The following is a 12,482-nucleotide window of genomic DNA, read 5'->3' on the forward strand; positions in this document are numbered from 1 at the left end:
ATGCACGCCAAGACCCCCACGACCACCCCCACCGGTGAGGCCCTCCGCCGTTCCCTCGACGGCCCGTTCCATGCCCTGAAGCAGCGCTGGCGCGACGAGGTGACCGCCGATGACGTGGTCCGCGACACCGCGCTCGGCATGGAGGAGGCCCGCGACTGGACGCTGGCCAAGGTCGTCGAGCTGGCCGGGCGCAACTTCGTGACGGCTGGCTTCCCGACCGAGGTCGGTGGCAGCGGCAACGCGGCCGAGTCCGTCGCCAACTTCGAGATGATGGCCATGGGCGACCTCTCGCTCACGATCAAGTCCGGTGTGCAGCACGGCCTGTTCGGCGGTGCGATCGTCAACCTCGGCACGCAGTGGCACCACGAGACGTTCCTGCCGTCGGCGATCGACGTGTCGCTCCCGGGCTGCTTCGCCATGACGGAACTCGGCCACGGCTCCGACGTGCAGTCGATCGAGACCACCATCACCTGGGACGCGACCACGGCCGAGTTCGTCGTCGACTCCCCCACCCCCACCGCCGCGAAGGCCTACATCGGCAACGCGGCCCGCGACGGCCGGATGGCCGCCGTGTTCGGGCAGCTGTGGGTCGATGGCGCGCACCAGGGCGTTCACGTGGCCCTCGTCCCGATCCGTGACGAGCAGGGCGACGACCTGCCCGGCGTCACGACCGGCGACCACGGCCACAAGGGCGGCCTCCTCGGCGTCGACAACGGCACCATCGCGTTCGACCACGTCCACGTCCCGCGCGAGATGCTGCTGAACCGCTACGGCGGTGTCGACGCCGACGGCGTCTACCGCTCCGACATCAAGTCCAAGAACGCCCGCTTCTTCACCATGCTCGGCACGCTGGTGCGCGGCCGCATCTGCGTGGGCGGGGGCGCCGCCTCCGCGGCCCGCAAGGGCCTGACGATCGCCGTCGACTACGCCAACCGGCGCCGCCAGTTCCGCGCCCCCGGCCTGGGCGAGGAGGTGCACCTGATGGACTACCTGACGCATCAGCGCCGCCTGCTGCCTGAGGTCGCCCGCGCCTACGCCTACGGCTTCGCGCAGAACGAGCTGGCTCTGCAGCTCCAGCGCATCACCGACGCGGCCGGGTCCGACCCCATCGCGGCCCGCGAGCTGGAGACCAGGGCCGCCGGCATGAAGGCCACGCTGACCCGCTGGGCCAACGACACGCTGCAGACCTGCCGCGAGGCATGCGGCGGCGCGGGCTTCATGTCCGACAACGGCATCACGCTCGCCCGCCAGGACGCCGACATCTTTGCCACGTTCGAGGGCGACAACACCGTCCTGCTGCAGCTGGTCGCCAAAGCGCTGCTGCTCGACTACAAGTCGACGTGGGGCGACATGGATCTGCGCGGCACGGCGCAGAAGACCGCCAAGCTGATCGGCACGACCGTCCTGGAGCGCACCACAGCCCGCTCTGTCATCGAGCGCCTCGTCGCCGCCGCCGACCTCAAGCCCGAGGCCGAGCGCATCCGGATGCGCGGCTGGCACGTATCGCTGTTCGAGTTCCGCGAGCAGCACACCGTCGAGGGCCTCGCTCAGCGCATGCGCGCCGCGGCGAAGGAGAAGGATTCCTTCGCGGCGACCAACGCCTGCCAGACGCACATGCTCGAGGCCGCCCGCGCCCACATCGACCGCGTGGTTCTCGAGGCGTTCATCGAGGGCATCGCCGAGTGCGACGACGACTACGTCCGCGCGCTGCTGGTGAAGGTCTGCGACCTGTACGCCCTGGCCACCATCGAGGCCAACCGCGCCTGGTATCTGGAGCACGAGGCTTTCGAGCCCCGCCGCAGCAAGGCGGTCACCGCGGAGGTCGACAAGCTCGTCGGGGAGCTCCGGGGTCGCTCGCAGGAGCTGGTCGAGGGCCTGGGCGTCCCCGCCGGCTGGCTGCACCACCCGACGGCCGCGGTGCCCCCGCTGCTCCCCTGACCGCTATTGCCTGCGCCTGCGTCGCCCTCGCCTGTCGGCCTCAGGGTCGTCAGGCGCCCGCCTGCCCAGACGCCACCCTTACCGACACACGCCACCCTTACATGCAGGCGCCACCCTTGTTGACACATGCCACCGCCCTGGCGGTGGCATGTGTCAACAGCGGTAGCGTCGGTCAAGAGGGGTGGCGTCTGTCATGTACTGACCACCGTCCGACGAGGACATGCCTCTCTGGTCTGGTTCACGGCCCCAGGAGCGCCAGCGGCACCACGAACACGCCGTCCGACCTGCGGTAGGCGTAGCGGCCCGGGTAGACCACGACCCGCGCAGCGAGTCGTTCCCCGAGGACGCCGTGCAGCCAGTTGAGATGGCGCACATCCGCGGCCTCGACCGTGCCGGCGAGCTTCACCTCGATCGCGACGACCTGGTGATCGTCCCCCTCGACGATCAGGTCGATCTCGTGCTCGGTGTTCTTGGTCCGCAGGTGGCCGACTCGTGCCCCTGCCGCCTCCGCGTAGACCCGGACAGACTGGGTCACCAGCGACTCGAAGAGAGCGCCGAGCCAGGTGACAGCCCGGGCTCCGGGCAGGGGGTGACCCACACCCCGGAGAAGGCTCTGCTTTCCAACGCCCACAAGGCGGGCGGCCAGCGCAGGATCGACCAGGTGGTGCTTCGGCGCCAGGGTGAGCCGCTTCAGGGGCGCGAAGGCGGGAATCCACGCCTCGACGGGATCGAGTACGAAGATGCGTGTGAGGTGCTCCCGATACACGTCGGCCGTCTGCCGGGCCGGCTTGTCACCCTCGCCCGGCGTGGCAGCGTCCAGAACCGTGGCGTACCCGGCATCGGTCGAGGTCGCCGCGGCATAGGCGGCGAGCCAGGCGCGCAACGCGGCGGGCCGGCGCACAGCTGCCCCGTTCTCCGGCAGCTCGTGTTCGACGATCCGGCTGAGGTAGCTGTCGAGTTGCAGCCGGCGGGCACGGTCGGGCAGATCGCGGATACCGGGCAGTCCCGACCGCATGATCTCGTCGACGTAGTCGTCGAGCGAGACCTCCGACGTTCCTTCCACCTCCGTCACGTCGCCGGCGAGCAGTGCGGCCAACGAGACGCGAGGCTCGAGCAGACCGCGCTCGCTGATCGCGAGCGGACGCATCGCGAGTCGCACGATCCGTCCAGCACCGGAGTGAACTCGCACCCCCGGTGCCACGCCGGCTGAACCGGCGAGCAGGAACCGCCCCCCGGTGGGGTCATCGTCCACCGCATGTCGGACGCGATCCCACACTGCGGGTTCCAGCTGCCACTCATCGATCAGGACCGGCGTTGGCACCTGAACCACGAGGTCCGGATTGGCGGCGAGGGCCTCACGTTGCCCGGCGGCTGTCAGGGTGAGCACGGTGGAGGCACGCTGTGTTCCGGTCGCGGTCTTCCCAACTCCCTTGGCGCCCTCCAGCGCGACCGCAGCGAGTCCGCCGGGGATGAACACGGAATCGAGTAGGTCGTCAACGATCCTTCGCTGGTACGGCATGCGCTCAATCTAACATTTGGACGAGTCTCAATCTAACATTTGGACGGATCTATATCTAACATCTGGACGAGTCTGGATCTACCATCTGGACGAGACTAGGCACTCGGTGATCGCGCCCCGGGCCCTTGCCAGACGCTCGACGCCACCCTTACCGACAGACGCCACCCTTGTTCGCACATGCCACCGCCCTGGCGGTGGCATGTGTCGATAGCGGTGGCGTCGGTCGGTAGGGGTGGCGTCGGTCGAGAAGGGTGGCGTGTGGAGCCGGGACGGACGCGGCGGCTCAGCCGAACTGCAGGTCGGCACTCGGCGACGGCAACTCGACGAACGTGCGACCGGGCGCGACCTTCAGCTTCGAGCCGTCCTTGCACGTGAACGTGAAGCGCTTGTTGATGGCGCCCTTCTTCCAGGTGCCGGTGACGCGCCTGCCGCCGTGGCAGTAGGTGAAGCTCCCCTTGGCGTCGATGATGTCGACGACGGGGTCGGCGGCGCCGGAGCCCTCCCAGATCTTGTCCATCCGCCACTCGGCGGAGATGATCAGGACCGAGTGGGCCGTGACGCGCTTGCCGTCGGCCAGCACGTGCTCGCCCCAGGGCTGGCTGCGCAGGTACATGCCGTTGTCAGCGAGTTCGTAGCTCATGTCGTACTTGTGCGCGCTGCCGTAGGGCACCGCGATGGTGGTGGCCTTCTTCTTGGAGTCGGCCGTCGAGGCCTCCTCCGCGGTCTCGGCGAACGGCAGGTACTGGCTCGGCTTCTTCTTCATGCGGGTCGCCAGCTCGGCCATGCCCTTGGGGTGGGCCTGGATCGCGCGGTCGTAGTACGTCTGCCCGTTGAGCTGATAGAGCCGGTCCTGGTCGACGCTGAACGCGTCGGTGCCACGCCAGTCGAGGTAGGTCATGCGCTCGATGTAGTCGTCGTGCGCGTCGAAGTACTTCAGCACCCAGTCCGCCGCGCCGGTGTTGGCGAGCAGCGGTTTCATCGGCGACAGCAGCGGCACGTCGACCGGCCGGATGGACCGGATCGGCCCCACGGCCTCGGGGTACTTGCTGTGGAACACCGAGACCAGGCGCGTGTAGGCGAAGCCGTTGGGCTGGCAGAAGATGATGTCGGCGTCCAGCAGCCCCCACTGGGGGTTCTCGTTCTTGAGGTTCGGTACCTTGGCCGCGACCGCCGGCCTGTCTAGCAGCTTCTCGTTCTTGACCTCGCGGCCGTTGAGCGGCCACGTGATCTTCGGCTCGGGCGACGGGCTCGGCGAGGGGCTGGGCGACGGCGAGGGGCTCTCCGGCGTCGGGGTGGGGGTGATCTCGGGGGTCTCGCCCTGGCAGGCGGCGAGCGCGGCTGTCGCGCCCACCGCGCCGAGCAGGACGGCGCGTCTGGAGGTGGTCACGGTGTTCAGTGTGGCAGGCCGACGTCGGTGCGGTGGAAGCCCCCCGCGAGTCGAACCTGTGAGACCAGATCGTAGGCTCGGCTCCTCGCCTCCTCGACGTCGGCGCCGCGGCCGACGATGCCCAGCACGCGCCCGCCCGACGACACCAGTTCGTCCCCGTCGAGCCGCGTCCCGGCGTGCAGGACGTAGGCGTCCTTCTCGTCGGCCGGCAACCCGATCGGCGTGCCCGTGACCGGGGTGCCCGGGTACCCCTCGGCCGCCTCGACGACCACGACGGCCGCTCCGTCGAACCACTCGAGCTCCCCCACGGCGTCGAACTCACCGCGCGCCGCCGCGCGCAGCACCCCACCCAGCGGCGTCTTCAGCAGAGCCAGGACGGCCTGCGTCTCAGGGTCGCCGAAGCGGACGTTGAACTCCACGACGCGCAGCCCCTTCGACGTCAGCGCGAGGCCGGCGTACAGCAGGCCGATGAAGGGCGTGCCGCGGCGGGCCATCTCCCGCAGCGTCGGGTCGACGACCTCGGCCATGATCTGGTCGACGAGCCCGGGCTCGGCCCAGGTCAGCGGCGAGTAGGCGCCCATCCCGCCGGTGTTGGGGCCGGCGTCGCCGTCGCCCACACGCTTGTAGTCCTGGGCGGGCATCAGCGGAAGGCCGCGCACCCCGTCGCAGATGGCGAACAGCGAGACCTCCGGGCCGTCGAGGTAGTCCTCGATCACGACGCGCCCGCATGACTGCGCGTGTTCCAGCGCGGCGTCGCGGTCGTCGGTCACGACGACGCCCTTGCCGGCCGCGAGCCCGTCGTTCTTCACGACGTACGGGGCTCCGAACGCGTCGAGGGCCGCCTCGTACTCCTCGCGGCTCCCGCAGACGCGGGCCTCGGCGGTCGGCACGCCGGCGGCTGCCATCACGTCCTTGGCGAAGGCCTTCGACCCCTCCAGCACGGCGGCCTCCCGACCCGGCCCGAAGGCGTCGATGCCCGCGGCGCGCAGCGCGTCGGCGACGCCCGCGACGAGCGGGGCCTCAGGGCCGATGACGACGAGGTCGACGGCCAGCTCGCGGGCCAGCGCCACGACGGCGTCGGGGTCGGCGGCGTCGACGGCGTGCAGGGTCGCGAGCGCCGCGATGCCCGGGTTGCCGGGAGCGGCGTGCAGTGCGGTGACGAGTGGATCGGAGGCCAGCGAGCGGGCCAGCGCGTGTTCGCGCCCGCCGGAGCCGAGCAGGAGGGTCTTCACCCGCGCCACATTAGTCGAGCGCGTCCGCCCTCTCCGCCGCCTCCTGGGAACGCTGGACGAGGATGCGGAAGCCGACGATCGCGGCTATGAAGCCGCCGCCGACCGGCACGGCCCACCACCAGCCCCAGCCGATGTCCTCCTGCCAGATGGCGATGGCCACCGTCGCGACCATGAACAGCACGAGGCCGACGACCAGGGTCGTGACGAGGCGACGCGTGCCCCGCGTCATGCCTGTGTCAGACCAGCTCGTTGATGGCGACGGACTGCTCGCGGCCCGGGCCGACCCCGATGCCGGAGATGCGGCAGCCGATCAGCTCCTCCAGGCGGTGCACGTAGGCCTGGCAGTTGGCCGGCAGGTCGTCGAACACGCGGGCCTCGGAGATGTCCTCGCTCCAGCCGTCGAGGTACTCGTAGACCGGCACGGCATGGTGGAAATCGGACTGCGTCATGGGCATGACGTCGGTGCGGACGCCGTCGACCTCGTACGCGACGCACACCGGGATCTGCTCCCAGCCGCTCAGGATGTCGAGCTTCGTGAGGAAGATGTCGGTGAAGCCGTTGATCTTGACGGCCTGCTCGACGACAAGCGCGTCGAACCAGCCGCAGCGACGGGGGCGGCCGGTCGTGGCGCCGAACTCGCCGCCGGCCTGGCGCAGCCTCTCTCCGTCGTCATCGAACAGCTCGGTCGGGAACGGGCCCTCGCCGACGCGGGTGGTGTAGGCCTTCGCGATGCCGATGGTGCGGTTGATGCGGGTGGGGCCGACGCCGCCGCCCGTGGTAGCTCCCGCCGCGGTCGGGTTGGACGACGTGACGTACGGGTAGGTGCCCTGGTCGACGTCGAGGTGGTGCGCCTGGGCCCCCTCGAACAGGACGACCTTGCCCTCGTCGAGCGCGTCGTTCACGTAGCGGCCCGAGTCGATGATGTGCGGGCGGATCGCCTCGGCGTGCTTCATGAGCGCGTCGACGACGTGGTCGACCTCGATCGGGCGACGGTTGTAGACCTTGACCAGCAGCTGGTTCTTCTGGTCCAGCGCCGCCTCGACCTTCTGCCTCAGGATCGACTCATCGAGCAGGTCCTGGATGCGGATGCCCAGCCGGTTGATCTTGTCGGAGTAGCACGGGCCGATGCCGCGGCCGGTGGTGCCGATCTTCCGCTTGCCCAGGAAGCGCTCGGTAACCTTGTCGAGCACCTGGTGGTACTCGGTGATGATGTGCGCGTTGGCGCTGATGAGCGGGTGCGGCACGTCGACGCCGCGCGAGTGCAGCACCTCGAGCTCCTCGGCCAGCACGTCCAGGTCCACGACAACGCCGTTGCCGATCACGGTGGTGGTGTTCGGGTTGAGGATGCCCGACGGGAGCAGGTGCAGGACGAACTTCTCGCCGTTCACGACCAGCGTGTGACCCGCGTTGTTACCGCCGGAGTAGCGCACGCAGACGTCGACGCGGTCGCCCAGCTGATCGGTCGCCTTACCCTTGCCCTCGTCGCCCCACTGGGCGCCCACCACAACAACACTCGGCATGGAGTTCACTTCCTTGCATGGATTGGGCCCCGTGCAACGTGCCCGGGGCCTTGCAACGGCATACTACCCGGCCTCACCGACACCGAGCCGGAAGCCGCCGAAACCCGCCCCAACTGGCCCTGTTGCGCCGGGCACGGCGGTGGAAGAATGGGGTGTGCGCGCACACTTGGCGCCCGTTGCAACGACGCAGGAGGATCCCGTGAAGAAGCTCATCAACTCCCCCGACTCAGTGATCGCCGACGCTCTCAAGGGCATCGAGGCATCCGACAAGGGGGTGCGGGTCGACCATGAGAACCGGGTCATCTTCCGGGCGACCCCCAAGGACGCAGGGAAGGTCGCGCTGATCTCCGGCGGCGGCTCGGGCCACGAGCCCATGCACGGCGGCTTCGTCGGCCAGGGCATGCTCGACGCGGCCGCCTGTGGCGAGGTGTTCACCTCACCGACGCCCGACCAGGTGCTCGCCGCCACCGTCGGCGTCGACAACGGCGCAGGCGTGCTGCACATCGTCAAGAACTACACGGGCGACGTGATGAACTTCGAGATGGCCGCCGAGCTGGCCGCGGGTGAGGGCGTGAACGTAGAGGCCGTGGTCGTCGCCGATGATGTCGCCGTCGAGGACTCCACCTGGACCGCCGGCCGCCGCGGCGTCGGCACGACGGTGCTGCTCGAGAAGATCGTCGGCGCCGCCGCCGAGGAGGGCCGCGACCTCGCCGCCGTCAAGGCGCTCGCCGAGAAGGTGCTGGAGGGCGGGCGTTCCATGGGCATGGCGCTCACGTCCTGCACGGTCCCCGCGGCCGGCAAGCCGACGTTCGACCTGCCCGAGGACCAGATGGAGATCGGCATCGGCATCCACGGCGAGCCCGGTCGACACCGCGAGCCCATCGCCGACGCGAAGACGATCGCGAAGCAGCTCGTCGAGCCCATCCTGGCCGACCTCGACTACTCCGGCTCCTCGGTCATCGTCATGCTCAACGGCATGGGCGGCACCCCGCTCATCGAGCTGTACCTCATGTACGGGGAGGTCGTCGAGCTGCTGGAGGCGGCCGGCGTCACGATCGAGCGCAACCTGGTGGGCAACTACATCACCAGCCTGGACATGGCCGGCTGCTCCCTGACGCTCGTCAAGGCCGACGATGAGATCCTCGGCCTCTGGGACGCGCCCGTGAACACGGCGGGGCTACGGTGGGGCCTGTGAGCGCAACTGAACTGACCCTCGATCTGTTGGCCGCATGGCTGCGGCGCTACGCCGAACTCGTCGGCGACCAGAAGGCCTACCTGACGGAGCTCGACTCGGCGATCGGTGACGCCGACCACGGCACCAACATGGCCCGCGGCACCGCCGCGGTCGTCGAGCACCTCGACGAGGCCAACACCGTCGACGCCCTGCTGAAGAAGGCCGGCATGACGCTCGTGAGCACCGTCGGTGGCACCGCCGGCCCGCTCTACGGCACCCTGCTGATGCGGATGGGCATGAACACGGGCGCGGTGACGGAGCTGTCGCCGGCAGAGTTCGCGACCGCGCTGCGGGCCGGCCTCGATGGCCTGATCGCGCGCGGCAAGACGGAACTGGGTGACAAGACCATGGTCGACGCGCTCACCCCGGGCCTCGACGCCTTCGACACGTCGCTGGCCGACGGCGGCGACCTGGCCTCGGCTGCGAAGGCCGCCCAGGCCGCCGCGGCCGCCGGCCGGGACGCGACCGAGCCGATGATCGCCCGCAAGGGGCGCGCGAGCTACCTGGGCGAGCGTTCCCGCGGGCACCTCGATCCGGGCGCCACGTCCGCCGTCCTGCTGTTCGACGCTCTCGTCGACGCGATCGGCTGACCCGTGGCAGTCGGAATCGTCGTCGTATCGCACAGCCATGCCCTGGCGGAGGCCGCCGTCGAGCTAGCCATGCAGATGGTCCACGGGGATGCCCCGCCCATCGCCCTGGCCGCGGGCACGTCCGACGGGGGCCTCGGCACCGACGCGACGGCCGTCACGTCAGCGCTGGCGGACGTGGACCAGGGGGACGGCGTCGTCGTGCTCGTCGACATGGGCTCCGCGCTGATGAGCGCGGAACTCGGCGTCGAACTCTACGACCAGCCCGGCACGGACGTCCGCATCCTGCCCGCCCCCTTCGTCGAGGGCCTCGTCGCAGCCGTGGTGCGTGCGACCGGCGGCGCATCGATCGACGAGGTCGCAGCCGAGGCGGACCAGGGGCTGACCCCGAAGCTGTCCGCCCTCGGCACGCCGCCGGTGCCGGCTCCGCAGGTCTCCCCCGTCGAGGAGGCGTCCGAGGACGACACGGCCCACTCGGAGGCCGTCATCGTCAACACCACCGGCCTGCACGCCAGGCCGGCCGCCGAACTGGTCGCCCAGGCGCGCAGCTTCGACGCGGAGGTGAAGGTCAGCTGCGGCGACGCCGGCCCGGTGTCGGCGAAGAGCAGCATCGGCCTGGCCACGCTGGCCGCCCGCAAGGGTGACCTGCTGGAGTTCACCGCGACGGGTGCCGAGGCGGAACAGGCGGTCGAGGCGCTCGCGCAGTTCGTGTCGAACGGCCTGGGCGAGCTGTGACGGATAGGCTGCTCCCATGAGCGAGACGCACCCGAACCTGATGGCCGCCGACGTCGTGGTCAGCCTGCCGGAGGATCCCGCCCTGGCCGCCATCGCGGAGCGGGGCCGGGACCACTTCCTGGAGGTGGTGGCGGCGCACCCGACGTCGTCGCTGTGCTGGGCGCTGCTCGCCGAGACCTGCCTGCAGGACGAGGGGCTCGGGGGCGCGGTCGCGGCGTACGCGTACGCCCGTACCGGCTACCACCGGGGCCTCGACCAGCTGCGCCGCAACGGCTGGAAGGGTTCGGGACTGATCCCCTGGGAGCACGAGCCGAACCGCGGCTTCCTCCGCGCCTTGTGGGCGCTGAGCGTCGCGGCCGGCCGCATCGGCGAGACCGAGGAGCAGGAGCGCTGCGCGCAGTTCCTCCGCGACTCCTCCGAGGAGGCCTTCAGGGTGCTGTCCGGCTCGGACGCCTGAAACTCCCGCAGAGACAACGACACGGCCCCGGCATCCGCCGGGGCCGTGTCGCGTTCTCAACCAGGCAGCCGCGCCGACCAACCAGCACAATCTCCAGAGGAGAAGCGACCTTCGAGTGGGTGTCGGTGGCGACCTTCAGCAACGCGCGACTCGCGGTGGGAATGGCTTCCCAAGGTGCGGGTTCCTGAGCTAAGTGGAGACTGGATGGATCGCAGGAACTTGCAAGCCTGGGCTGGCTCCGCAACCCGCGACGCCCATGAGCGACCGCATCACGATGAACGACTACGTCTGTCCCAGCTGAAGTGCCGACTTCGGCTATCCCTTGGAACTGACGATCCACAAGGAGCTCGGCTGCGAGTGGGGTCCCGATGATACCGGGGGCGCCTCGTACTGCTGCGGCATGATCCTCGAGGAGGGCGAGACCGTCTGCATGAGCTGCGGCGAGCCTCTCTAGACCCACGGCGACAGAAAGCCCGCCCGGCGGAGACGCAAAGGCCCGGGGCCTCGGGGTTGGTCTCATCGGCACCAGCCATAGCAGTACCGAGGGAGCCCAGGGGCTGGGTCAACTTCACCCAGGCGGGGTCACAAGAGATGGTAGGGGGCCGATGTCTTGTGCGGCGATCTCGTACTTCGGCCACTTGTCGTAGAGGTATCGTGATTCGCGTTTCGCGACGATGCCATGCTTCTCGAGTTCGCCGAGCCAACTCCTGACTGCTTCCTCGGGGAACCGAACGTCGCGGTCCATCGCCTCGAGTTCCTGGACCATCTTGCGGATACTGACCTGTTGTCCGCACCGGCGCCGATACACATGGTTGAGGTAGAGCTTTGATTGCCACATCGCGGGAGGGAACGGTAGCTGGATGACGGTTCCCCCGCTGGCTGGTGTGTGCTGCAGGTAGCCGGGGAAGCTGCCGAAGATCGTCACGATGCGGTGGCGCTCGGAGCTTGTCTCCCAGGCAACGGCGTGAGCCTCAGACTTGCTCTGCACCCTGGCGAAGAACCGCTCCCTGACCTCCAGCATCCTGCGTGCATGTTCCTCCCTCTCGGCCTGACGCCTCGCAGCAGCGAGTTTGACGCGAACAGATGTCCGCAGCAGCGCTGCCAGCTCGTCGGTGACAAAACGTCGCTCGTTGTCCAGTCTGAACGCATCCAGTCTCTCTGACTGCAGCTCCCCCGCTCCCACGGTACTCAGCACGCGTTGCCCGCTGTCCCATGCGCGCTTCGTGGCGTATCCGATGCTCTCGAAACTGGGATCGATGAAAAGAACAGGCGCACCAGCATCTGCAACAGCCGACAGGGTCGGGCCCAATACCACCACATCAGATGCGTTCCTTGACCGGTGGAAGTGGTCGCCTCCATACCCCCACAGCCACACATCCACGATGCCCAGCTCTCGGTAGGAGTCATGACGCGCTCGCCACTGATTGGAAGACATGTGTGCGTACTGGACCTCGAACGCGATCTGCGCGCCGGTCGCCGGTGAGGTCGCCATCACGTCAGCACGCCGCCGCCCATCCAAGGTCGTTACTTCGAGGTCGACCTCGAGCATCGGGTACCGGTTGGTCAACCAGCGCTTTATCAGCAGTTGGCACTGCAGGTGGGCGATCCCTACCCGATCATGCCCACCGCCGGCCACGTGGGAGAACCCGTGTCTCCGGTCTCCTCGATCGACCACGGTCAGCGCAGGCGACCCGCACTCCGGCACGACACAGGAGAACGTCTCGCCCTGCTTTCGGCGCTCTTTGAACTCTGGCGCGGCGTTCTCGGGCAGGTACTCGATCTCATCAGCAGAGTTCAGCGCGAAAACGAGCCGGCTCTCGGGTGATCCGGTGAAGGCGCAGTACTCGTCGGTGCGATGTCTCACGCGGCAAAG

Annotated in this window: 12 protein-coding genes and 1 pseudogene; 7 read left to right on the forward strand and 6 right to left on the reverse strand. The window is 69.1% G+C overall.

Annotated features, from left to right (window positions below; translation table 11 throughout):
• Window positions 1-1,938 carry an acyl-CoA dehydrogenase family protein gene (locus KDB89_RS11365; protein WP_219081117.1) on the forward strand — a complete coding sequence of 646 codons (1,938 nt, stop codon included), beginning with the start codon at window positions 1-3 and terminating at the stop codon, window positions 1,936-1,938.
• Window positions 1,939-2,176: 238 nt separating this feature from the next.
• Here KDB89_RS11365 and KDB89_RS11370 read toward each other — a convergent pair whose 3' ends face one another.
• From KDB89_RS11370 to KDB89_RS11390, 5 genes are all read right to left on the reverse strand, one after another.
• Window positions 2,177-3,457, reverse strand: coding sequence for an ATP-binding protein (locus KDB89_RS11370; protein ID WP_219081118.1), 1,281 nt, complete (start codon window positions 3,455-3,457; stop codon window positions 2,177-2,179).
• A 283-nt stretch (window positions 3,458-3,740) separates the two neighbouring features.
• Complete coding sequence (locus KDB89_RS11375; RefSeq protein WP_219081120.1) at window positions 3,741-4,844, reverse strand: DUF3048 domain-containing protein; 1,104 nt, start codon at window positions 4,842-4,844, stop codon at window positions 3,741-3,743.
• A gap of 5 nt (window positions 4,845-4,849) precedes the next feature.
• Window positions 4,850-6,085: a phosphoribosylamine--glycine ligase gene (gene purD, locus KDB89_RS11380; protein ID WP_219081122.1), complete on the reverse strand. Its 1,236-nt coding sequence runs from the start codon at window positions 6,083-6,085 to the stop codon at window positions 4,850-4,852.
• 1 nt (window position 6,086) lies between these two features.
• On the reverse strand, window positions 6,087-6,305 hold the full coding sequence (locus tag KDB89_RS11385; protein WP_219081124.1) for a hypothetical protein: 219 nt from the start codon (window positions 6,303-6,305) through the stop codon (window positions 6,087-6,089).
• Window positions 6,306-6,312: 7 nt separating this feature from the next.
• On the reverse strand, window positions 6,313-7,596 hold the full coding sequence (locus tag KDB89_RS11390; protein WP_219081126.1) for an adenylosuccinate synthase: 1,284 nt from the start codon (window positions 7,594-7,596) through the stop codon (window positions 6,313-6,315).
• A gap of 199 nt (window positions 7,597-7,795) precedes the next feature.
• Here KDB89_RS11390 and dhaK point away from each other — a divergent pair, with 199 nt between their 5' ends.
• From dhaK to KDB89_RS14685, 6 genes and pseudogenes are all read left to right on the forward strand, one after another.
• Window positions 7,796-8,791: a dihydroxyacetone kinase subunit DhaK gene (dhaK, locus tag KDB89_RS11395; protein WP_219081128.1), complete on the forward strand. Its 996-nt coding sequence runs from the start codon at window positions 7,796-7,798 to the stop codon at window positions 8,789-8,791.
• Window positions 8,788-9,420, forward strand: a complete 633-nt coding sequence (dhaL, locus tag KDB89_RS11400; protein ID WP_439654848.1) for a dihydroxyacetone kinase subunit DhaL — start codon at window positions 8,788-8,790, stop codon at window positions 9,418-9,420. The genes dhaK and dhaL overlap by 4 nt, the downstream gene beginning before the upstream one ends.
• 3 nt (window positions 9,421-9,423) lie before the next feature.
• Window positions 9,424-9,822, forward strand: a pseudogene (dhaM, locus tag KDB89_RS14770) (dihydroxyacetone kinase phosphoryl donor subunit DhaM); the annotation flags it as partial.
• Window positions 9,823-9,834: 12 nt separating this feature from the next.
• Complete coding sequence (locus tag KDB89_RS14775) at window positions 9,835-10,152, forward strand: HPr family phosphocarrier protein (protein ID WP_369408099.1); 318 nt, start codon at window positions 9,835-9,837, stop codon at window positions 10,150-10,152.
• 16 nt (window positions 10,153-10,168) lie between these two features.
• Window positions 10,169-10,609: a DUF3151 domain-containing protein gene (locus KDB89_RS11410; protein ID WP_219081133.1), complete on the forward strand. Its 441-nt coding sequence runs from the start codon at window positions 10,169-10,171 to the stop codon at window positions 10,607-10,609.
• 322 nt (window positions 10,610-10,931) lie between these two features.
• On the forward strand, window positions 10,932-11,063 hold the full coding sequence (locus KDB89_RS14685) for a hypothetical protein (RefSeq protein WP_255555895.1): 132 nt from the start codon (window positions 10,932-10,934) through the stop codon (window positions 11,061-11,063).
• A 114-nt stretch (window positions 11,064-11,177) separates the two neighbouring features.
• Here KDB89_RS14685 and KDB89_RS11415 read toward each other — a convergent pair whose 3' ends face one another.
• The gene (locus tag KDB89_RS11415) at window positions 11,178-12,473 is read right to left on the reverse strand and encodes a competence protein CoiA family protein (RefSeq protein ID WP_219081135.1); all 1,296 of its coding nucleotides are present in this window, start codon (window positions 12,471-12,473) and stop codon (window positions 11,178-11,180) included.
• Window positions 12,474-12,482 lie beyond the last annotated feature (9 nt).

Origin of the sequence: Tessaracoccus palaemonis, from assembly GCF_019316905.1 — a bacterium.
Taxonomy (GTDB): Bacteria; Actinomycetota; Actinomycetes; order Propionibacteriales; family Propionibacteriaceae; genus Arachnia; species Arachnia palaemonis.

Bases quoted from the DNA above. Each gene is read 5' to 3' on its own strand.
- KDB89_RS11365 (WP_219081117.1), top strand. From the start codon at position 1: ATGCACGCCAAGACCCCCACGACCACCCCCACCGGTGAGGCCCTCCGC.
- KDB89_RS11410 (WP_219081133.1), top strand. From the start codon at position 10,169: ATGAGCGAGACGCACCCGAACCTGATGGCCGCCGACGTCGTGGTCAGC.
- KDB89_RS11385 (WP_219081124.1), bottom strand. From the start codon at position 6,305: ATGACGCGGGGCACGCGTCGCCTCGTCACGACCCTGGTCGTCGGCCTC.
- KDB89_RS11390 (WP_219081126.1), bottom strand. From the start codon at position 7,596: ATGCCGAGTGTTGTTGTGGTGGGCGCCCAGTGGGGCGACGAGGGCAAG.
- KDB89_RS11370 (WP_219081118.1), bottom strand. From the start codon at position 3,457: ATGCCGTACCAGCGAAGGATCGTTGACGACCTACTCGATTCCGTGTTC.